The sequence below is a fragment of the Pseudoalteromonas sp. SG41-2 genome (genome assembly GCF_014164535.1).
Lineage (GTDB): Bacteria > Pseudomonadota > Gammaproteobacteria > Enterobacterales > Alteromonadaceae > Pseudoalteromonas > Pseudoalteromonas rhizosphaerae.
The window spans coordinates 104,737-127,043 of the sequence record NZ_JACJFK010000013.1 but is presented as its reverse complement, the minus strand read 5'-3'; the positions used below and the strand labels follow the sequence as shown (position 1 = coordinate 127,043).

Here is a 22,307-nt window from a genome sequence, read left to right as displayed (position 1 = left end):
GTCAAACTCCTAAATAAGCTCTGTGGTTTCTATATAAAGAGATATTTTTTCAGCATCATTGAGCTCTTCGGCACTAAATTCGGACAAGTTCGAATCTAGAATCGAATTCAAAAGTGTTAGGTTACTTTTTATAACATGTCCAAATGGAGTATCTAATACTCTACTATTTTGAATTTTAATAAGGTAATCACGTTTCATCGCAAAGAGCTTTGGCAAATCAGTTTTGGTTATGATTACATTAGGGCAACTAAGGCACATGTTGTAAGTACTACAAGGCTTTCCAGGTGTGTAATTAGATAGACTTTTCACAGACTCAGGTGGGTCAAAAATATTTTTGCACGTCGCTAATGGGGTTGACATGGGTAGCGACTCTTTGTTGCCTACCTGTTTATGAGGTTTACTACTAACTGAAGAGCTAATGTTGCTGTGAAGTTCTATCAATTTATCTTTAATTTTTATTCTCGCGGTCTGCCCAAAATCATGAATATCTAGGTAGCGCATTGTTGTATTGAGATTTTTATGACCCATTAGTAGCTGTACTTCCCTAATTGAAACTCCTTCCCCTATTAGGTCGCTGATAAATGTAGGCCTAAACCTTGTTGTCTCTAAAAGTAACTCGTTACTATTTTGTTTAAAAAGCTCGTGTTCGGCAGAAAAGGTTTTTATAGCCATTGAAAGGTGATACATAACGGGAAGGCATTTGATTAAACCGTTGTATGTTTCAAATAACCATAGTTTATTTTTATGCTCTAAAGGTGCCTTTTCTCTTACTTTTGATGTTAGCAACAAAACATTATTAAATATTTCTTTCACTTGTTCACTTTGGCTAAGGGTTAGCCATTGAAGGTCAGCCTTGAATATATCTAAGTGATATAACTTCTGCCCATCAGAGCGGTTCTTCCAATACCTCAAACAAGGTTTCCCAGTTGCAGGGTGAGAGTCTACTAGGTCGTCAATTTCAAGGTTATAAATTGACTCAACATTCATACCTGTGACTTTTAACAGTTTCAGCAAAAATGGAAGTAAATGTCTCATTGTAACCTTACTTAAAACTCCCCAAGATTCATATACATTTTGATAATACGCACCATTGTCTTTAATGATTTGGTAGAAAGCTCTATAGGCTCGTTTACCTCGAAAACCATAACTATTAGTAACGGGAATACATCCCATTTTATTCTCAAAAATCCAACGAGCATCATCTAGTGTTAAATTCTCTACACCCTCTAAGAGCATACAGTCATCATCGAGAATAGCTCTACCTCTTCCTGTTTTCTCATAAGGAATAAGGAGTTTTAAAGCTTTGTTGATTTCAACTTCAATAGCCTCATCAATTTTTTTTCTCTCATTCTTACTATATGGTTTGTAGCGTTCAGTTACTCTTGTTTGATAGCAAAAAGAACTTGGTAAATAAAACCTTTTAAAGTTTGGAACTTTGAGCTCTATAGCTTTATTCAGAACGTTCTTATAGGTACTTTGCAAAACGTTTGCATACCGATTATGTATCTTGTTGAGCAACATGCAGCTTTTCAAATATGCATGAAAATCATCTAACGAAAACTCATTCAGAACTTTAGTCAAATAAATTGGTTGATTACCGAACTTTTCTTTCATAAGTTCAGTAACATGAGAGTGTGTAGCATGAACATCATCTTTATAGGAGTGGCTTACCTTTGTTTTATAAACTGATGCAAATAAATGTGTCAATTGCCGATAAGGTAAAGCTTGGGAGGGCTGCGCTAAATCTTCAATGCAAGTTAAAGGTGTATCAACTAGTGTATCCCATTCACTTAAGTTTGTTTTGCTTTTTGTCATTTCTTGTCCTTAAGTGATATTTTAAGTTGTGTGCTTTTAACAAGCCTTTCCATTCTATCTGCTTTAGTTAATAATTCACCGTCGCTATTAGTTATTGTTTTATATAGTTCTGAAGGTATTTTAGTGTAAACTTCAGTGCTACTTAAGAATGCGTGGCCAAGTGATTTTTGGACTACAGCAAGCCTGTCCACATAGGTTTGCCCTATGTCAGGTGATTGAAGTAAATCGTATGCGTAACCATGCCTTAATTTGTGCGGTGACATAGGCTTGGATAGCATACCTTTCTTTAATGCACGCTCTGATAGTCGATCCAATAGCTTAGACAGGCATTTGGGGGTGATCGGGCGTCCTTCTGCATTAAAGAAAGCAGGGGTTTCTGATAGGGATGAATACTTTCTCGAATGCTTTTTGTATAGGGGGGAGGCATGGTATCTCATTATACGGTTCAAAACAGCTCGACTTACCAAGGTCATTCTTTGCTTAGTATTGTTATGTCGGCCTTTCACACCTTGTATCGAAAGTGGGGCGTAGGGTGATATTACTGGCATGTCCGTATTTTGGTGTATCAACTTTTGACTATTAAACTCTATAGCATCTTCTATATCTTGTTTGGTTATGTTTAGTAACTCTGATCTTCTAACCCCAGAATCAAAAATAAACTGAATAATGAGCCTTTCACGCTCTGAGCCACTTTGTAACATCAATTTTGTTAACTCATCTAGAGAACATGAAATGACAAGCTTTTGCTTTACGGGCCCACTTATTAATCCACTTGAATACGGGCTTTTCTCAATATATGCGTTTCGTAGTTCTTGATTTTGATAGAGGAATTTGTGGATGAATGCTTGAAGTGTTGCATCTCTATTTCGCACTGTTGCAGTAGACAAATCATATTTAGTTCTTAATTCCGCTAAATATTCTTCGATAACAAATTTTGATACCGTAAGGAATGCTTCATCAAGGTGAGTTTTTTGAAATTCTTTCCTATTTTTAAGATAAGCCAAAAAATAACTCAGATTCTTAGCGTACGTTTTTGCCGTGTGGCGGCTTATTTTGTTGTTTCGGAAGCTATAGGATAGAAATTCAGAAATTAATGGGAGTACTCTCATTTTTTCATCTAATGCAACTACACCACTATGAAGCTTGTTTACAGATAACCAGACTCCTTCATCTTCATTTAATAAAGACTTTGATAGATCAACGGATTCATTAGCGACAATATAAGAACTGAATTGATCCATAAAAACGTACTTTATCTATTAAGACTGTGCAGTTTTTAATCGTAGTAGTAAAATTGAGTTTTAGAAAGGAGGGATTAACTTTTTAGTATGTAGTGTGCATAATATTAATGAGGGTATAAATGAATGCCGTCGTACTCTTTACCCATAAACTTTTTGTAGCCCCATACGCCGAATGCTTCTGCAATCGCGTGATCTTCGTCTGAAAGTAGGTCAAAGTTTAATTCTTTTTTGGTTTCAAAGTTCTTTAATTTTTTTACCGGATCAGGGCTGATACCAACCACGCGGGTATTTAGCTGTGCTAACACAGCTTTTTCATCACGTAAGTTTTCAGCTTGCACGGTGCAACCAGGTGTTGATGCTTTTGGATAAAAGTACACTAATACTTGCTGCTCTTTTAATAGCTCTGCAAGGACGATTGTTTCATCATCTTGGTTTTGTAAGCTAAAAGCGGGGGCTTTGTCGCCGGCTTGTAATGGATTAATTGTGTTCATGCTTTGCTCCTTAGCGAATGCGTCGAAATATGTAATCTACGTTTAGAGTACGCGACAGATCTTCAAATTGGACTTTAAACGTATCAATGTCAACCTCAACAGGAATGTTAAACTCCAGTTCACAGCGCATTTTTGTATCTTTTTCTTCGTCATAGGTATCTGACTTTAAAGAACAAATACTAATGTGGTTGTCGGCAAAAAAGCGGGTAACTTTACTTAACGTGCCAGGTGTATCGATACCTGTATATTCGAGGGTGTAGCCAGCACAAAATTCACTTTGAGTATGACTGGCTGTCCGCTTCATCATAGTGAGTAAGCCCAGCTCCATGCCTTTGAGGGGCAGGGTGTGTTCAATGCGGCTGATTGCCGACATATCACCTGATAACAGCATAATAAATGTAAATTCATTGCCTAAGATGGCAATGCGACTATCAATAATATTACAGTGACAGTCACTGACTAATTGGGTTAATTCACTGACAATACCAGGGCGATCATCGCCAATGGCAGTTAAAACGATCTGATGATTTGAAAAAGCAGTCATGAATTCAAGTACCTAGGTTATATTATTAATAACAATCAGAGTAAGCTAAGCCGGCAATTACCACCACACGGCGGCGAAGTTTAACACAAAACAATCGCTAAACTACAGGCCGAGATAATTAAGCTGTTATTAAAGCACAGTGTTTCTTGTTTTTAGTGGCATGGGAAAGTACCATAGTTAAAATTTTGCATATTGACAGGCTGACACTTACGTTTAGCCGTACCCCAAAGTAACGGGTTTTGCATAAAAACAAGATACGTAAAGTTAATATTGACTTTACACTGAACCAAATCGGCATAACCCACTCATATATTTGTTAAAACAATTAAGGGTATGCTAAGGAGAATTATCTGTGCAGTATTGGATCCCAAAAGCGCTTGCTGTAAGCGTATTGGTTAGCTTGTCAGGATGTGGTGTGTTCACTGACGAAGCGCATCAAAAACGTAATTACCGTGCCAGTGAGCCGGTACAAGTGCCAGGACAATTGGCTCAGCCAGCTTTAGACCCCATTTATAAAATGGATGTGGCGGAATATGACAATAATCCGGATTCAACAAACTATCGTCCCCCAGCACAAGTATTAACTGTGGCAAAAGGCAGTTGGGTTGAAGAAGGTGATAAACAAGCACGCGTTTATTTTGATAAAAACGATGGTATTGTCGATTTAGATGAGTTTATTTGGGATTCTGTGCACGCTGTGTTAGCGGAACACCAAACAAAGGCAATCAAACAAGATAAGTTATTAGGTTCAATAGAAACTGACTGGTATGCCATAATTAAACCTGAAGAAGGTTGGTTATGGGATAGCGATACTGCGGTATCTGAGCAACGTTTTATTTTTACTATTGAAGAAAAGTCACATCAACGCACAGCTTCATTAAGCGCTAAGTTAGCTGAGTATAAAAGTAAAGATGTGCCATTGACACCAGTTTTACAACAGCAGCTAGAAGTGCGTGCACTGAACCAAGTAGTGGCTGAGTTTGATTATCGCTATCGTCAACTTGAAGTTGAAATACGTAAACAACAAGGCATTATTTCGCTGGAAATGGGTTTTGATAATAAAGGCAATGCGGCACTGGTAACTGAACAGGATTACTTTGTAATATTTGATCGTTTCTCAGGATTTCTTGAGCGCCTATCGTTTACGATAGTTGAAATTGATCAAGAACGTGGTTTGATCACGGCTGATTACAACAAACCTGAATCAAGTGTTTGGGATTCAATTTGGGGTGAAGAACTTGCTGAATTGCCGATTGAAAACGGCCAATATCAAATCTTAGTCAGTCGCACCAAAGAAGGTGGTACTAGCTTAACGTGGATGGACGATGAAGGCACAACGTTAGAGCCTGGTACGATGAATGACTTACAACAAGCGTTAGAAAGTGCTCTGCGCCAACGCGGTATTAAAATTTAATAATAAATAATAATAACACCACAAAAAGAGCTTTTGCTCTTTTTGTGGTTTCTACAGGTTGAAAATAATGTCTAATCTAGCTTCCTCTCACCCGCAGTTTGACTTTAAGGTATGGTTTAATTTTTTAGTTCCTTCATTGATTGGCGTCCTCTTATTCATGACTCCAGTGCCAATGGGCGGGGCAATGACTATTCCTATCGCTGTTATGGCAAAAGCGGTGCAAGCACATATTACATCGTATGCCGATACGTTGATCACTCTAATTATTTGTACTACAGGTGTTTTATCATTGATTTTCAAGGCTTTTAAGCCTGCGGTATTAATGAAATCTACTATTTTAAAGCATCTTTTTGATGTGCATTGGCTTTGGCTAGTGATCCGCTTATTTGGTATGGCGTTTATTATCTTAACGGTTTTAAGTATTAATAATCCGGATTTTAAATCGACGTTACCAGAGTTTTTAATTCCACTTTTCGATGGTATTACATCAGGAAATACCGGTGGCTTAGTGCTAAAAGATTTATTGCCGGTGTTATTTTCGGTATTTATTTTAGCGGGTTTATTACTGCCTTTATTGTTGAATTTTGGCTTGCTTGAGTTAGTAGGCACGTTATTAACTAGAGTAATGCGCCCGTTATTTGGCGTTCCAGGGCGAAGTGCTGTTGATTGTGCAACTTCGTGGCTAGGTGATGGCAGTGTGGGTATTTTAATGACCGCGCGCCAATATGAAGAAAAGCATTATACTCAGCGTGAAGCGGCGATTATCGGTACTACGTTCTCCGCGGTATCAATTACTTTTTGTTTGGTGGTATTAGGCCAAGTAGGGCTGGAAAAATTATTTGCCCCGTTTTATTTAACCGTTTGTTTAGCTGGGGTTGTTGCTGCGCTGATCGTGCCACGTATACCGCCATTGAGCTTTAAAAAAGATATATATATTGATGGAAGTCAGCCCGATAAGCATAAAGAACGCGTGCCACATGGCAAAAATGTGTTCAAACATGCGCTACATGTAGCGCTGCACAAAGCTAAAAACTCACCGGGCTTTGCTGGTACCATAAAAGAAGGTATTCACAACGCATTAGATATGGTGTTTGCAGTATTACCTGTGGTTATGGCTGTGGGCACGTTCGCATTAGTTATTGCTGAATATACGCCGATATTTGCTTATTTAGGCAAACCGTTCATCCCATTTTTAGAGTTATTACAAATCCCAGAAGCAGAAACTGCTGCGCAAACGATCATGGTTGGCTTTGCGGATATGTTTATTCCGTCAATATTAGCTGCTGGCACGATCGAAAGTGATGTTACTCGTTTTATTATTGCGGCAATGAGTGTAACCCAGTTGATTTACATGTCAGAAGTGGGCGCGCTTTTATTGGGTAGTAAAATCCCAGTCAATATATTTGAATTATTTGTAATATTTATTCTCAGAACCTTGATCACGTTACCCGTTATTGCCCTGATGGCACATTGGTTGGTTGGCTGATCCTGCCAGTTGTTAATTTATAAAAAGCCTTGATTAATCAAGGCTTTTTTTTATGGTTGTTAAAGTGGTTTATCAATCAATAAAATTGCTTGATCGGCGGGCAGGGGTTTAGCTTTTAAGAAGCCTTGGCCAAAATCACATTGAGTTTTTTGTAATATGGCGAGTTGCTCTTGAGTTTCAATTCCTTCGGCTACAACATCTAACTTAAGTGATGATGCCAATGACAAAATGGCGTCAACCAATGGCGTGGCGGTGTCTTTAAGGCGGTCAATAAAGCTCTTATCAATTTTTAGCACATGAATTGGCAGTTGGTGTAAGTAACCCAAAGAAGAGTACCCCGTGCCAAAATCATCTAAACATAACTTTACTTTTAATGGCGCTAACCCTTCAATTATCTTAGTTGCTAATTCTAAGTTTTCGATCAAACCTGATTCGGTGATCTCTAAACATAAGGAGCCTAATGCTAGCTCATATTTATTATAAATAGCATGAATTTGTGAGATAAAGTCTATGCTTGCAAAATGTCGTGAGGAAACATTCACTGTCACACGTAAGAAACGTTTACCTTGTTGTTGCCACGCAGCTATTTGTTTTCCTGCCAGATCTAATAAATGCAGGTCGAGATTAATTATTTGCCCAGTGTGTTCTGCTATTGAAATAAAATCATTAGGTGAGACAAAGCCTTTGCGTGGGTGATGCCAACGCACGAGTGCTTCAAAACCGACCACGTTACATTGTTGTATAGCAAAGATCGGCTGATAATATAACTCAAACTCATTATGCTCAATGCCATGCTGTAAATCATTTTCTATATCAGCGTGGCTTTTGAGCTTTTTACGCATGGTGTTATTAAAAAATCTTACTTGGCCACGGCCTGTTGATTTAGCTTCGTACATTGCAGCATCGGCATGCTGTAATAACTGATAGGCTTTGTCGTTTTCGTTTTCACAAAATGCAACGCCAATACTGGTCGAAGCTTGCAGTAAATGGCCATCAATATTAAGTGGCTCCGCGAGGACTTTTTTAATCCGTTTTAGTGCGTCGTTAACTTGGTTTTTGTGACTGATATTTTCCATAAAAATAGCAAACTCATCACCACCGAGTCGTGCGAATGTATCGGTATTTCGTATTGTGCCTTTAATTAACTTACAAATGGCGATTAAAAAGTGATCGCCCACTTCATGTCCTAATGAATCATTGATGCTTTTGAAGCGGTCGAAATCTAGATACAGCAACGCATGATATCGCCCTTTGGGTGTTCGAGTAAGCCGTAAAATGCCGTGCTTAATGCGGTCAATTAGTAAAGAGCGATTAGCAAGCCCAGTTAATTCATCATGCAAAGCGCGATGTTCCAGTGCTTGGCGAGATAGTTGTCTGTCGATGGCCATACTAATTTGGCGGCTGACATACGTCAGTAGGGTGCGGTCATGATCATTATAATGGTGAGTTTTATCGTAACTTTGTACCACGATCACACCGCTTATATGATCGCTTACTTTAAATGGTACACCAAGCCAAGATTCTGACTGGCGACCCACCATTTTAAAGTGGCCATCATTTATATGTTGTTGATATTCTTTTTTATTTAATAGTAATGGCTGTTCGGAATTTAAAAGATAATAGGATGCGGTATGTTTTAGTTGCTCTTTTGATATCTTTTTATGGGCATTTGAACGTACTCCTTCCTCGACAATGTAAACAATATCGAGAATATCGATATTTTTGTTGTATAGCCCTACCAAAAAGTTATCAGCGCGCAGCAAGTTGGTCATAATGCCATGCAATGCTTCTAAAAAAGTATCTAAATCATTGGCTTGATAGGTTAAATTTGCTATTTGTAACAGGGTGCCTTCTAGCTTTTGTGCTGCATTTAATTTGCTTACCGTTTGTTGCAAGTTTTCAACGGTGTTGACCTGATTTATTTTAGCACTGAGCAAATGCGCTACGGTGGTTAAAATTTCAAGATGGGCATCACTAAAATAGTTACGTACCGGATGCTCGCAGTCTATAACTCCTAAAACCTGCTGCTTATAAACTAATGGTACGCATAGTTCAGACATTGCAGGGCGTACATCTGCGATATAACGGCTATCAGTACTGACATCACCAATAATGACTGCGCTTCCTGTTGAAGCAACATAACCAGTAATGCCTTGATTAAATGCGATGGTTTTTCGTTCTATGGCATAGTTACTATTTGTAGGAGACACTCCCATTGATGCGACTTCATGCAAGGTTGTAGCACTTTCATCGGCAATATAAATAACACAATCAACAAAACCTAGCCGTTTAACTACTTCAGTGGTGACATAGTTGAATAGCTCATCGAGTTTATCTAACTGTAATAAGCTTGATGAAAACTGATTAATAATACTCAGTTGCTCGGTTTTAGCATCAAGCGCTGAAGATAACTCTACTTTATTCTGCATATGCCACGCGTGAATATACCGTCTTGTGTCATTAATGAATCTATAGATTAACGGAATGTTAACGTTTAGACAAAGAATAAATAAAATTAGCAAGATATGTACGTAAAGGAAAACGCACGCCAAACTATTGATGATTCAGTGCTTTCATTCTATCCGTTGATAAAAAGCATCAGTAAAAACCGCAATAAAATCTTTACTCAGATAGGGCATATGCATATGATCAACTAAATTCAGCCGAGGAAACAAGTAATGACAAAGCAAGCCTTCGACACTCAGTCAATGTTAACTATCACTCGCCCAGATGATTGGCATGTTCATTTACGTGATGGGGATCAATTAAAAGATACAGTGCGTGATATTAGCCGTTATATGGGACGCGCTATTATTATGCCAAACTTAGTTCCTCCGGCAACCTGTACTGAAACGGCTTTAGCGTATCGCGACCGTATTATGGCGGCTGGACCACAAGGAAATTTTGAGCCTCTGATGGTGCTTTATCTAACTGATAACACGAGCGCGGATGAAATCAAAAAAGCGCATGCCACTGGTAAAATCGTTGCCGGTAAAGTGTATCCAGCAGGTGCGACAACAAATTCTGATTCTGGTGTAACATCAATTAAAAAGATTTACCCAGCATTAAAAGCCATGCAAGAAGTTGGTATGTTATTGCTGATCCATGGTGAAGTGACAGATTCATCGATTGATATATTCGATCGTGAAAAAGTATTTCTAGAGACTATTTTAATTGATGTGGTACAAGACTTCCCAGATTTAAAAATTGTGCTTGAACATATCACCACGAAAGATGCCGTTGATTTTGTAAATAATGCCTCTGATAATGTGGCTGCAACCATTACGGCACATCATTTATTGTATAACCGCAATCATATGCTAGCGGGGGGGATCCGCCCACATTATTACTGTTTACCAATATTAAAACGTAATACACACCAACAAGCACTTATTAGTGCTGCGACCAGTGGCAGTGCTAAGTTCTTTTTAGGTACTGATTCGGCGCCGCATTATAAAGATAAAAAAGAAGCCGCATGTGGGTGTGCCGGAGCATACACCGCTCATGCTGCACTTGAGTTATACGCGGAAGCATTTGAAGAAGCCGGTGCGCTTGATAAGCTAGAAGGCTTTGCAAGTCATTTTGGTCCAGACTTTTATGGTTTAGCACGTAATACAGATACAGTTACACTTCTAAAGCAACCATGGACAGTGCCAGCAAGTTACCCATTAGGAAATGATCACGTGGTGCCAATTAAAGCCGAAAGCACAATTGATTGGCTGATTAAATAACCATAAAGTCAGTAAAGCACAGCTAAGAAAGGTGTGCTTTTTGTATTAAAATTAATCACTTGAACAGTTTTATTGAGTTGATGTTAAAAGCATTAAAATAATTCTCAATTAATAGAGCTAAAACAATTATATTGTGTTAACCTTAACTTGCTTTGAGTTTTTGCGTATTGAATTTTTTGGTTAATGTGCGGCGTGTAAGGTTTCCGGTTAATGGTTATTACTTCTTCCTGTACTTTATCCCAGCGATTTATTGGGCATTCACTCAGGGAGGATATAGCCAATCTGGCTGAATTTTAATTATTGACTTACAGGAAAATTTGGTATGTCAAACACGGTTACTGGTAAAGTTAAGTTCTTCAACGAAGCTAAAGGCTTCGGTTTTATTGAACAAGAAAATGGTCCTGACGTATTCGTACATTTCAGCGCTATTACAGGCTCAGGTTTTCGCACTCTAAGCGAAGGCCAACAAGTGTCTTTCGGCATCAAGCAAGGCCAAAAAGGCCCTGAAGCTGAGAACGTAGAACTAGCATAATTTTTATTATGTGAACCTAGGTTCAACTTGGTGAAACAGGACTCTGTTTCACCATAATTCCCCCTCATCAAATTCTTTTTTAAAATAAACCTTTTACCGCTACTTTTTTAAATTCAATAAATATACACTAAATTCTGAATGCTATTTCACTAGACCAAATGCTGCTCAATACAAGCGGTGTACATATTTGCGTCCCTCAATAAACTTTTTATACCAACTGTATATAGTTAGTCAGCTACTCAACACCAATAAAGATGATGTTTTTAATTAAATTAGTATTTAATTAGATAGTGCTATTTTGCCTCTGATTGCTCATACATAAGTTCGGCACGTTAGTAATCGGTATAAATAGGAACAGGGGATATCGCCTCAACATGTTTAATGTGATTATTTCTAATATCTTGATAACACTGGCAGTGACTCTTTGAGTCTTACAGAGAAAACGGGTATTACTTTAGGCCTTAATCATACGCCACGCTTTCCTTTAAAAGGTCCAGTTGCTAATTTTTATATGCGATATATCCTAGGTTTGGCTGCATAAAAAGGCTTTTTTACTGAATGATTACGCTTATTCGAAATAATTATGAACTTTTTTTAACCCTCTTAGATTACACATAAAATGTTACATTTATGTTTTGTATTTCATGGCTGACGGTAGAACTGTTGTTAGGTAGCGGCTTTCATCCCAGCTGAAAACTCAGTGGTGTTGCATTTATGTTAATCCTTTGTTTTTTGTGTTTTAGTTTGCAATGATTGAATTAATTTATTTCGATCTAATTCCAAACATCAAGTTGACAGCATGCATTGCATTTAGCATTATTGGAGGGTTGATATCTATTAAAAGATATCAGGGTTGTCTCCTTCGGGAGGTAATTAAATTATAAAAGTAACATTACTTAATTGGTTGGGAACTATGTCTGTTAAAATCAGAAAGAGTCTTGTAGCAACTGCGTTGGTTGGCGCTTTTGCATTCGCAAGCAGCAATGTGATTGCAGATCCTTTGAATGACGTGCAAAAAGCAGGTCTACAAATTCAAACGGCTGCGGTTAAGTCTCAAACTAAAATTGACAATGTATATGGTCAAACTCAAGAGCTATTAGCTGAGTACCGTAGCGTTGTTGATGAATCTGAGCTATTGAAAGTATACAACGATCACGTTGCACGTTTGGTCGCTGACCAAAATGCACAAATTGAATCGTTTGACCGTCAAATTGCTACGATCGACAACACAAAACAAAACGTTGTGCCTTTGATGTATCGCATGATCGATACGCTCGAGCAATTCATCAAAGCGGACGTTCCGTTTAACAGTGACAATCGTTTGGCGCGTGTTGAAAGATTACGTGAAACAATGGTTTCTTCTTCTGTAACGACTTCAGAGAAGTTCCGTCAAGTATTAGAAGCATACACAATTGAAGCTGCATACAGCTCTTTAGTTTCTGCTTCACAAGGTACTTTAGAAGTTGATGGCAAGAGCATTAACGTTGATTTCGGCCAACTTGGTCGTATCACTTACGTTGCTCAATCGTTTGACTTAAAGCACGCATGGGTATGGGATAACAACACTAAACAGTGGAAAGAATTAGGTGATGAATACCTAAAACCTGTTAAAGAAGTTATTCGTATGGCGCGTAAGCAAGCGACATTAGAACTTGTTAAACTACCAATCTTTGGCGCGGAGTAATCAATAATGAAGAAACTATTTAAAGGTTTTGCTGTTGCAGCAGTACTATCTGTTTCTGCAGGTACCGCGCTTAACGCACATGCAAATACTGATGCTTTAGATAAAATCCTTGAGCAAGTTAAGCAAGAGCGTATCTCTGAAGGCAAAATCAATAAGCAACGTGAACAAGAGTTCTTATCAGATCGTGCTGATAAGCAAGCGTTACTTAATAAAGCAAAAAGCCAATTAGCTGCTGAAAAAGCACGTGGCGATAGCTTAACAAAGCAGTATGCACAAAACGAAAATACAATGAATGAGAAAGCAGCAGCTCTAGAAAGTGCACAAGGTACTTTAGGTGAGATGTTTGGTGTTGTACGTCGTGCTGCGCAAGATGCAATCGGTTCAATCGAAGCATCTCTTGTTTCTGCTGAAAAGCCAGGCCGTGCTGAAATCTTACGTTCATTAGCTGCTGCTAAAGAGTTACCAACAGTTCGTGAACTTGAAGAGCTTTGGATAGCGCTACAAACTGAAATGACTGAGTCAGCTAAAGTTTCTACTTTTGAAACTGAAGTTGCAGGTCTTGACGGTAACGCAACAGTTAAGAAAGTAACCCGTATCGGTAACTTCAACTTAGTAACAGACGATGGCTACTTAATCTATTCGCCTGAAACTAAATCGATTCAGCCTTTAGGTAAACAACCTGATGGTTATATCCTTGCTGGTATTAAAGACTTAGAAAATACGTCTGCTGATAACTATGCTGGTGTATATGTGGATCCGACTCGTGGTGCTATCTTACGTATCAATACACAAAAAGCGACACTTGATGAATACTTCCACCAAGGTGGCGTAGTTGGTTACATCATCACTGCGTTATTAGGTTTAGGTATCTTAATCACACTAGTACGCTTTATTGACCTTACTCTTACTCGTAGTAAGATTAATAGTCAGCTTAAAAACGTGTCTACACCGAATACAAATAACCCATTGGGTCGTATTCTTAAAGTGTACCATGACAACAAAACGCAAGATGTTGAAAACCTTGAGCTTAAACTTGATGAAGCGATTCTTCGTGAAACGCCACGCATTGAAGCTGGTATCAATATCATTAAAATCCTTGCTGCAATCGCGCCGTTACTTGGTCTACTAGGTACGGTAATCGGTATGATCTTAACGTTCCAAACAATCACATTATTCGGTACAGGTGATCCGAAGATCATGGCAGGTAACATCTCTCTAGCACTTGTAACTACTGCGCTAGGTCTAATAGCTGCATTACCACTTATTCTTCTTCACGCTGTTGTTGCGGGTCGTAGTAAGTCGGTATTACACATCCTCGATGAGCAAAGCGCAGGTATTATTGCTACTCACGCGGAGAAGGAGAAAGCCTAATGCTAGTCCTGATGGAGATCTGGGAATCTATCAGGGATTTTGTTGGCACAGGCGGCCAGGTTTTATACGTGGTCGCGATAGCACTCTTTCTTATGTGGGTTTTAATGATTGAGCGCTATTGGTTCCTACTTGCAGAATTTCCTCGTTTATCGTCGGAAATTGTAGCAAAGTGGGATGCCCGCCAAGACACTACGTCTTGGTACGCACACAGAATCCGTGAAGCATGGATTTCTGAAGCGTCTGAAAAATTAGATCAGCGTATGTTGTTGATTAAAACATTAGTAGCTGTTTGTCCTTTAATTGGCTTACTTGGTACAGTAACAGGCATGATCGCGGTTTTTGAAACCATGGCAAGCCAAGGTACAGGTAATGCACGTTTAATGGCATCAGGTATTTCAATGGCAACAATCCCAACAATGGCTGGAATGGTTGCGGCATTATCTGGAGTATTCTTTAGCTCACGCCTTGAGGCAAGAGCGAGAATGGTGAAAGCCAAGCTTGTTGATAGTATGCCTCATCACTAGAGAGAGAATTAAATATGGCACGTAAACAACGTTTTCGTGAAGAAGAAGATGCAACGGTAGATATGACACCGATGCTTGACATCGTATTTATCATGCTTATTTTCTTTATCGTAACTACATCGTTCGTTAAAGAGGCTGGTATCGAGGTCAATAAACCAAAAGCGGCCCAAGCTACGAAGCAAAAAAATGCTAACATTTTTATTGCAATTCGTGACAACGGCGAAATCTGGATTGATAAACAGCAAGTTGATGTTGAACGTGTTTCAGCAAAAATCGAAAGTTTATTAGCAGAACAACCTACTGAAGTTGTAATTTTGCAAGCTGATAAAGATGCAAAACACGGCGTAGTGGTTAAAGTTATGGACCAGATCAAAGCGACGGGCGACAACCTGAGAATTTCAATAGCTGGAGATCAGTAATGATTCGTTTTCTGTTTTCACTGATTGCAGGTGGGGCAGTTACTTTCGGCTTGTTCTACTTCATGGCCTTCCTCATCTCTGGTGGGGCTGACCGTAATACGGAACAAAAAGAGCAGATCATAGTCGAAATTATGACGAATCCGCCTGAATCTAAGGTGCAGGAAAGGAAGCGAGTACCGCCTCCGCCGCCTCCACCGCCAAAGCAGCCGCCTAAACCGCAGCCGCCACAGCCGGAAAATAACAACCCAAATCCAGGTGCTATGTCATTTAACATGCCAAGCATTGATGTGGGAAGTTCGGCAGGTGGTCTAAGTGGTCCAGGGGCATTCGGACGAGACGGTGATGCGACACCAATCGTTCGTATTGAACCAAAATATCCAACACAAGCAGCACGTGATGGCAAAGAAGGTTGGGTACAACTTTCATTCTCAATCGATGAATTGGGTGGGGTTACTGATGTTGAAGTAATTGACGCAGACCCTAAACGTATTTTCGATAGAGAAGCTAAACGCGCCTTGAGCAAGTGGAAATACCGTCCTAAAATTATTGACGGTAAGCCACAAAAGCAAGTTGGTTTACAAGTTCAGCTAGACTTTAAAATTAACCAAGGCAATTAAGGAGGCAAGTAATGAGAAATTTATCTAAAGTAACAGCACTTGCGGTACTTATGTCTTTCTCGGGTGCAGTATTTACTGCACCGGTTCTAGCAGCGCCAGATCCCGCGAAAATTGAAGCGCGGAAGAAAGCAAAAACTAGGATCATGGGTGAGCGCACTGGTAAAAAAGTTATAAAAGCGTTTGACTTGTATAACGAAGAAAAGCTTGATGAAGCTATCGCCATGTTGAAAGAAATCGATGCTTCTGATGATTTCGACAAAGCAACAGTTAACCGCTATTTAGGTAGCATGTATGGCCAGAAAGAGCAGTACAAAACTGCGATTGGTTACTTAAAATTAGCTGTTGCCCCTGATGTGTTAAACTTTGCCGATCAAGAACAAAGTTTAAAAACATTAGGCGATATGTATGCTGGTACTGAGCAGTATGAAAAAGCCAAAGATGCTTATGTTGCATGGATGGACTTTACTGGTGAAGAAGATGCAACGGTTTATACTCGTATAGCCCAAGCTAACTATCAGTTAGGTAAATTCCGTGATGTTTTTACACCCGCTGAGAAAGCAATTAAACTTCAAAAAGAGCCTAACAAAGGCCCTTACCAATTAAAATTAGGTTCTTACTTTGAGCTTAAAGACTATAAAAATATGGTCAAAGTTGGTGAAGAAATTGTTCGTATCTGGCCAGATGATAAAAAAGCATGGGTAAGCTTAGGTAAATACTACCTTCAGACGGAAGACTATAAAACTGGTCTTGCAACGATGGAAGTAGCTTACAAAAATGGTTATTTTGAAACTGAAGTTGATTATAAAGTTTTGTCTAACTTTTATTCATTGAATGAAATTCCTTATAAAGCCGCTAAGGTTTTAGAGAAGTCTATCAATGATAAAATTGTTAAGCGTAATAAACAAAATATCAGCGCAGTAGCCAGTAACTATCATCGCTCAAAAGATATTGAAAAAGCAGCTAAGTACTATGAAGAAGCGGCTAAATTTGATGACGATGCTGAGCTTTATCGCAAAGCAGGTTCATTACTTTTACAATCGCAAAATTATAGTGCTGCCGTTGTTCGTTTGAACAAGGCGCTTGAATTAGGTTCTGATAAGACAGGAACTATTTATTCAGATTTAGCGGAAGCTTATTACTATCAAGAAAAGTATAAGCAAGCTTATGCTGCAATTACTAAAGCAATGGATGACCCTCGCACGCGTAAGTTTGCAAAAGGTTGGTCTGTATTTATTAAAGATAAAGCCGCTCGCAACGGTGTTAAGATTTAACTTTAATTCGCTATAGCAATTTATAAAAAGCCCCTATGGGGCTTTTTTTATTGGATTTAACTCATTATGAAACACCTAATATGGATATGCTTCTCAGCGCTTTTCTTGAGCGCATGTGGTGATACGAATAATCAGTATCAAAGTAAAGAGCAAGCTCAGCAAGCATTGCAAACACTAAATCAATTTTTAAGACCAACAGGTGAAATTAAACAAGTTAACGAGCAACAGTTTCCATTTAGTGATGCATATTTGAAAGAGCGTCACAGCATATATCAAGCCATGCAAACCTTAGACTTCACTCCTGTCGCGCAGAGTTCATTGGATTATCTTATTATTGCAGAGCGTTTTCCGGAGCGCTATTTTACATGGCCGGTGTATATTCCTGTGCTTGATAATATGCTTGCCTATAACCAACAACACGACATTACTGCAAACATAAACAATTGGCTCAGTTTTACTCAGCAGCAGTTGGTGCTTGCTAAAGAGAGTAAACTTAGACTCAACTCAATTGAGCTTAATGCGTTACAAACGCAGGTAACTAAGAATCTTACTCGCGTTGATCTTCCAGAAAACCTTAAACACACTCTCAACGAGTTTAATGAGTATTTAGCGCTCTATACACCCCGTGGAAGTGTTGGTTTACATGGCTTATCAAATGGTGGGTCTTGGTATCAAAGTAAGTTAAATTACTTCTCAGGCACTACTAAAGCACCAATAAATTGGCTAGTTGCAGTGCAATCTCAGTTGAAGGAAATGCAGCAAGGTGCATACTCTATGCGTTTTGCAGTTGATCATCAGCACTCAGTCCTTGAGCAGCGTTTTGCATTGTCTAAAGATAAGCAAGTTGGCTTTGATTGGGCGCAAAATTACTTGAGCTTAAGGGGTTATGCAGGGCAAGCTGCAACACAGATAAGTAATCAAGAGCGTACTTTCTGGTTAGCTATGATGGAAACCGATCTTGGCATCCATTACCATGCTTGGACTGTGCAACAAGCGAAAGTTAATTTACTGAAACGATTAAAAATGACGCCACAACAAGTCGATTATTTAGTGGCTGATATCATTTTTTATCCGGCGCAAAGTTTTGCGTTCGCAACACTTTTAACAACTTCGTAAGCTCGCTTGCTGATTTTTATGACCTTGGCTCGCAGTTGCCGCAGCGCTGCGCTGTTGGATCGGCATTTAGCCGTTGCGAGTCAATTTTTTCTTCACAGTCACAGCAATAACCATATTGGCCGATATCGATTTGGCAGACTGCCGCTTCAAGTTGTTCTAAGCGTACTATGATATCTTTATATTCAGTGCCAAGTTGCTTCTGCGTAAGCTCTAACCATTGTTCAGGGTTATTTTTGCGTAAGGTTTCAGCTAGCGAGTGATGCAGTAGGTTACATGAACTTGATAGTGTCGTAAGCAAGCACAGCCTTACTTGCTCTAACTCTGTATTAAGTTGTTGAAGGTGATATTGAGCATTGATCATTGTCATTGTCCTCGTTGAGCAATGCTGCAGTATTCATTAATTTAAAAAAGCCGACTATGATGTGTGTCAAATTAAGGTGCGATAGCGTATTTTTTCAAAACATCGGCAACATCTTCTTTTGTTTTAAGGCGTCTGATCTCATCGAACAAAATATCGGCCTGGCTATATTGGCGTTTTAAATAGCCCAGCCACTGCTTAGTACGAGAAGCAAAATATTTTTCATCTTTCGCGGGGTCATGATGTATGGCTGAATGGATCAGATGATAGAGAATATGCTCCCACTTTAAGCCAACATAGTGCTCATCATTAAAGTGTGCTTTTATTTTGCGTGCTAAATCAGGATGCGACAGTGCACCGCGACCAAGCATTAAGTCTTTACAACTACTACGTTGCTGGCAAAGTAGTGCATCTTCTACTTGCCAAATTTCACCATTTGCGACTACGGCGATGTTTTTATCTTTGATCAGTGGTGGAATTTTCTCCCAATAAGCGGGCGGGTTATAACCGTCTCGCTTTGTACGGGCATGTATAGCAATACTATTGGCACCGGCACTAACAACGGCATCAACAATTTCTTGACTGTTACTGTCATCATCAAAACCTAAACGAATTTTAGCGCTTACTTGATGCTCGCTTGGCACGGCATCACGGACTGCTTTAATGATTTCATACATGTGTTCAGGGTCTTTTAACAGCACAGCGCCACCTTTACTGCGGTTGACTGTTTTCGCAGGGCAACCAAAATTAAGATCAACGCCGTGAGAGCCAAGCTCAATTACCCTGACAGCGTTTTCAGCTAATGCGTGTGCGACTTGGCCAAGTAATTGGATACGCACAGGAGTGCCAGAACGCGTTAAACCGTTATTATTTAGCTCTGGGCAATAGCGATGAAATACTTTATCAGGCAAGCAGGCATCGATAACACGTACAAATTCAGTGACGCATAAATCAAAACCACCAATTTCGGTGAGTAGTTGGCGCATTTTAAAATCGACAACCCCTTCCATAGGCGCTAAAACTAATTTCATGATAGGGGCACTTTGACTTGATAAAAGGAGACGTAGTTTACCTGTAAATATAACATTGATAAATGCCAATTTTACTCCCATAGTTAACTTCAATTGTTCACTCTTTTGTAGCGTTATTGTAACTAACAAATAAAAAGTTGCGATTAAGTGAAATATTATTTTTGTAGTAAGGTCTACTTAGTACACCCCTTACATGTTTAGAGAGAGTCATAAAATGAATACACTTAAAAAAAATTCAATTGCGTTAACATTAGGCGCGGTAGTTGTAGGCAGCACAAGTTTTATTTCTGCAGATGTTCAAGCGAATCCATTTGAATTTCAACAAATGGTAACGGGCTACCAAGTCGATGCTACAGAAGGTAAATGTGGCGAAGGTAAATGCGGTGGAGATGCTAAAACTAAAGACGACAAAGCTAAAAAAGAAGGTAAGTGCGGCGAAGGCAAATGTGGTGGCGATGCCAAACACGACAAAGCTAAAAAAGAAGGTAAGTGCGGCGAAGGCAAATGCGGTGGCGATGCTAAACATGACAAAGCTAACAAAGAAGGCAAGTGCGGCGAAGGCAAATGTGGCGGCGATGCTAAACACGATAAAGCTAAAAAAGAAGGCAAGTGCGGCGAAGGCAAATGTGGTGGCGACGCTAAACACGATAAAGCTAAAAAAGAAGGTAAGTGCGGCGAAGGCAAGTGTGGTGGCGACGCTAAAAACGACAAAGCTAACAAAGAAGGCAAATGCGGTAGCCATTAATTAGATAAGTTATGAAACCTGCACTTTAGTTAAGTAGTTTGTTTATAAAAGGGCCGCATTGTGGCCCTTTTAAATGAAGGAGTGGATATGACTGTATCTAGTAACAGTGAATTTGGCATGGTAGGGCTTGGGCTGCGCAGAGAAATGCTCGATGAATTATTGACGCAGATACCAAAGCAAATTGATTTTATGGAAGTGGCGCCTGAGAACTGGTTAAAACTCGGTGGTCGCTTTGCTAAGCAGTTTAAGTCACTGACCGATACAAATAATTTTGTTTGTCATGGCTTGTCATTGTCGATCGGCTCACCTGAACCGTTAGATATTGAATTTGTTAAATCCTTAAAAGTCTTTTTCAAAGCACATAACGTTAAGCTTTTTAGTGAGCACCTTAGTTATTGTTCCGGCAACGGCCACATGTATGATCTGATGCCGATCCCATTTACTGAAGCTGCGATTGCCCATGTTGTTGGGCGGATAAAACAGGTGCAAGATATTCTCGAACAGCAAATAGCTATCGAAAATGTGTCTTATTATGCCGCACCTGGTCAGCAAATGAGCGAGTTAGAATTTACCACTGAAATATTACAGCAAGCTGATTGTAAGTTATTACTCGATGTAAATAATATTTATGTGAATTCGATAAATCATGGTTATGATGCAGAGCATTTTTTAGCTAGCTTGCCATCGCAACGTATAGCGTATGGTCATGTCGCAGGGCATTTCAACGAGGCGGATGATTTACTTATTGATACTCACGGTGCTGACGTGATTGACCCTGTTTGGCAATTACTTGACCGTGCTTATCAACATCATGGGGTGTTTGCGACTTTATTGGAACGTGATTTTAATATTCCAGCTATCGCTGAGCTTACCAAAGAGCTGGATATAATTCATCAACTACAAGCCAAGCACGCAATAATACAGCGAAAAGAAAGTGCCTGATATGAATTTTATTGAAACCCAACAAGCGTTTATGGCGCATATTCGAGCGCCAGATACACAACCAAAGCCCGATGACATTGAAGAACGTCGTATGGCGATCTACCGTGATTTATTTTTCAATAATATCAATGGCTTTATTTCCTCAGCATTTCCGGTTCTGAAAACACTCTACAGCGATAACAATTGGTTAAGATTAGTTCGCCAATTTTTTGCTGAACACGATTGTCAATCACCTTATTTTTTGGATATTGCTGGTGAGTTTATTGCGTATTTAAGTAGTGATTACCAATTGCAAGAAATTGATCCCCCCTTTATGCTTGAGCTTGCTCATTATGAATGGATTGAGCTTGATGTCTCGGTTGCGCATGCGGATCCAACTGATTGCATCATTAATGCACCGCTGAGTAATGTGCCTCTTTATATGGGTAGTTGCGCGCGAAATTTAAGTTATCAGTTTGCTGTACAGCATATTAGTGTTGATTTTCAACCACAGCAGCCTAGTGAACAGCCTCATTATTTTGTGGTGTATCGCGATACCGACGACGAAGTACAATTTCTTGCTACCAATGCAATGACCGCATTATTACTGGCGATTATAGATACAACACCGAGTATCAAATTAGCTTCGTTGGTGGAGCAAGTTGCTTTACAAGCGCCGCAATTTACTACAGAACAGCTTGTGCAAGGTGCTACAGCAACATTACATGCAATGGCAGAGCGTGGCGTTATCGTGACAAAAAATCACCCTTAAAGTCTTTATTGATTATTTTACATCGTCTATTATGTGCGCCTTAATTCGTCGCGCTTAATAAAAGGTAGTACCTATGTCAGAAGATAAAGATTTTAAAGATCCGTTTAATGCAATGTATTTTCTTGCATTCTTAGCTGTGTTTGCAGGAATTGGCTGTTTAAATGCAATCCTAGGCTGGATCACCACAGTCTCTTAATTTAGCACTGCTAAATTATAATAAGGCT

21 protein-coding genes and 1 pseudogene are annotated in these 22,307 nt (G+C 39.3%); 15 read left to right on the top strand and 7 right to left on the bottom strand.

From position 1 onward, the window contains the following. Positions 1-9: 9 nt before the first annotated feature. From H5186_RS12310 to H5186_RS12295, 4 genes and pseudogenes are all read right to left on the bottom strand, one after another. Positions 10-1,815 (bottom strand): site-specific integrase, encoded by a 1,806-nt coding sequence (locus H5186_RS12310; protein WP_182794504.1) that lies wholly within the window; start codon positions 1,813-1,815, stop codon positions 10-12. Beyond that, complete coding sequence (locus H5186_RS12305) at positions 1,812-3,056, bottom strand: tyrosine-type recombinase/integrase (protein ID WP_182794503.1); 1,245 nt, start codon at positions 3,054-3,056, stop codon at positions 1,812-1,814. Before H5186_RS12305 ends, H5186_RS12310 begins: the two co-directional genes overlap by 4 nt. A 119-nt stretch (positions 3,057-3,175) precedes the next feature. Then, positions 3,176-3,547 (bottom strand): annotated as a pseudogene (gene bcp, locus H5186_RS12300) (thioredoxin-dependent thiol peroxidase); the annotation flags it as partial. Between the two features lie 10 nt (positions 3,548-3,557). Further along, positions 3,558-4,091, bottom strand: a complete 534-nt coding sequence (locus H5186_RS12295; protein ID WP_145241549.1) for a glycine cleavage system protein R — start codon at positions 4,089-4,091, stop codon at positions 3,558-3,560. 352 nt (positions 4,092-4,443) lie between these two features. Here H5186_RS12295 and bamC point away from each other — a divergent pair, with 352 nt between their 5' ends. Together bamC and H5186_RS12285 are read left to right on the top strand one after the other, a co-directional pair. Continuing rightward, a complete protein-coding gene (gene bamC / locus H5186_RS12290) occupies positions 4,444-5,505 on the top strand; it encodes an outer membrane protein assembly factor BamC (RefSeq protein WP_182717927.1) in 1,062 nt (353 codons plus the stop codon). A 67-nt stretch (positions 5,506-5,572) separates the two neighbouring features. Then, on the top strand, positions 5,573-6,991 hold the full coding sequence (locus H5186_RS12285; RefSeq protein WP_182794502.1) for a YjiH family protein: 1,419 nt from the start codon (positions 5,573-5,575) through the stop codon (positions 6,989-6,991). 59 nt (positions 6,992-7,050) lie between these two features. Here the strand turns inward: H5186_RS12285 and H5186_RS12280 are convergent, their stop codons facing one another. Further along, the gene (locus tag H5186_RS12280) at positions 7,051-9,420 is read right to left on the bottom strand and encodes an EAL domain-containing protein (RefSeq protein WP_182794501.1); all 2,370 of its coding nucleotides are present in this window, start codon (positions 9,418-9,420) and stop codon (positions 7,051-7,053) included. A gap of 249 nt (positions 9,421-9,669) precedes the next feature. Between H5186_RS12280 and pyrC the strand changes: the two genes are divergently transcribed. The 9 genes from pyrC (at position 9,670) to H5186_RS12235 (ending at position 18,256) form a co-directional block, all read left to right on the top strand. Next, complete coding sequence (pyrC, locus tag H5186_RS12275) at positions 9,670-10,722, top strand: dihydroorotase (RefSeq protein ID WP_182740019.1); 1,053 nt, start codon at positions 9,670-9,672, stop codon at positions 10,720-10,722. 322 nt (positions 10,723-11,044) lie between these two features. Next, positions 11,045-11,254, top strand: coding sequence for a cold-shock protein (locus tag H5186_RS12270; protein ID WP_145241558.1), 210 nt, complete (start codon positions 11,045-11,047; stop codon positions 11,252-11,254). Between the two features lie 913 nt (positions 11,255-12,167). Continuing rightward, positions 12,168-12,938: a DUF3450 domain-containing protein gene (locus H5186_RS12265; protein ID WP_182784849.1), complete on the top strand. Its 771-nt coding sequence runs from the start codon at positions 12,168-12,170 to the stop codon at positions 12,936-12,938. Positions 12,939-12,944: 6 nt separating this feature from the next. Beyond that, on the top strand, positions 12,945-14,309 hold the full coding sequence (locus H5186_RS12260) for a MotA/TolQ/ExbB proton channel family protein (RefSeq protein WP_182794500.1): 1,365 nt from the start codon (positions 12,945-12,947) through the stop codon (positions 14,307-14,309). Further along, positions 14,309-14,833, top strand: coding sequence for a MotA/TolQ/ExbB proton channel family protein (locus H5186_RS12255; protein ID WP_145241564.1), 525 nt, complete (start codon positions 14,309-14,311; stop codon positions 14,831-14,833). The genes H5186_RS12260 and H5186_RS12255 overlap by 1 nt, the downstream gene beginning before the upstream one ends. A gap of 14 nt (positions 14,834-14,847) precedes the next feature. After that, a complete protein-coding gene (locus tag H5186_RS12250; protein ID WP_054205753.1) occupies positions 14,848-15,252 on the top strand; it encodes a biopolymer transporter ExbD in 405 nt (134 codons plus the stop codon). Then, entirely contained in the window at positions 15,252-15,869 is a 618-nt protein-coding gene (locus H5186_RS12245) for an energy transducer TonB (protein ID WP_149982894.1), read from the top strand. Before H5186_RS12250 ends, H5186_RS12245 begins: the two co-directional genes overlap by 1 nt. Before the next feature lie 11 nt (positions 15,870-15,880). Then, a complete protein-coding gene (locus tag H5186_RS12240; protein WP_182717928.1) occupies positions 15,881-17,140 on the top strand; it encodes a hypothetical protein in 1,260 nt (419 codons plus the stop codon). A gap of 66 nt (positions 17,141-17,206) precedes the next feature. Further along, positions 17,207-18,256 (top strand): hypothetical protein, encoded by a 1,050-nt coding sequence (locus H5186_RS12235; RefSeq protein ID WP_182717929.1) that lies wholly within the window; start codon positions 17,207-17,209, stop codon positions 18,254-18,256. A gap of 16 nt (positions 18,257-18,272) precedes the next feature. Here the strand turns inward: H5186_RS12235 and H5186_RS12230 are convergent, their stop codons facing one another. Together H5186_RS12230 and H5186_RS12225 are read right to left on the bottom strand one after the other, a co-directional pair. Beyond that, positions 18,273-18,617 carry a TraR/DksA C4-type zinc finger protein gene (locus H5186_RS12230; RefSeq protein ID WP_149982897.1) on the bottom strand — a complete coding sequence of 115 codons (345 nt, stop codon included), beginning with the start codon at positions 18,615-18,617 and terminating at the stop codon, positions 18,273-18,275. Positions 18,618-18,688: 71 nt separating this feature from the next. Beyond that, on the bottom strand, positions 18,689-19,645 hold the full coding sequence (locus tag H5186_RS12225; protein ID WP_149982898.1) for a tRNA-dihydrouridine synthase: 957 nt from the start codon (positions 19,643-19,645) through the stop codon (positions 18,689-18,691). A gap of 214 nt (positions 19,646-19,859) precedes the next feature. Between H5186_RS12225 and H5186_RS12220 the strand changes: the two genes are divergently transcribed. The 4 genes from H5186_RS12220 to H5186_RS23065 all read left to right on the top strand — a co-directional run bounded on the left by H5186_RS12220 (position 19,860) and on the right by H5186_RS23065 (position 22,279). Beyond that, positions 19,860-20,390: a hypothetical protein gene (locus H5186_RS12220; RefSeq protein WP_182794499.1), complete on the top strand. Its 531-nt coding sequence runs from the start codon at positions 19,860-19,862 to the stop codon at positions 20,388-20,390. A gap of 117 nt (positions 20,391-20,507) precedes the next feature. Then, entirely contained in the window at positions 20,508-21,332 is an 825-nt protein-coding gene (locus H5186_RS12215) for a DUF692 domain-containing protein (protein ID WP_149982972.1), read from the top strand. 1 nt (position 21,333) lies between these two features. After that, positions 21,334-22,083: a DUF2063 domain-containing protein gene (locus H5186_RS12210; protein WP_149982900.1), complete on the top strand. Its 750-nt coding sequence runs from the start codon at positions 21,334-21,336 to the stop codon at positions 22,081-22,083. A 73-nt stretch (positions 22,084-22,156) separates the two neighbouring features. Further along, the gene (locus H5186_RS23065; protein WP_257325665.1) at positions 22,157-22,279 is read left to right on the top strand and encodes a hypothetical protein; all 123 of its coding nucleotides are present in this window, start codon (positions 22,157-22,159) and stop codon (positions 22,277-22,279) included. Positions 22,280-22,307 lie beyond the last annotated feature (28 nt).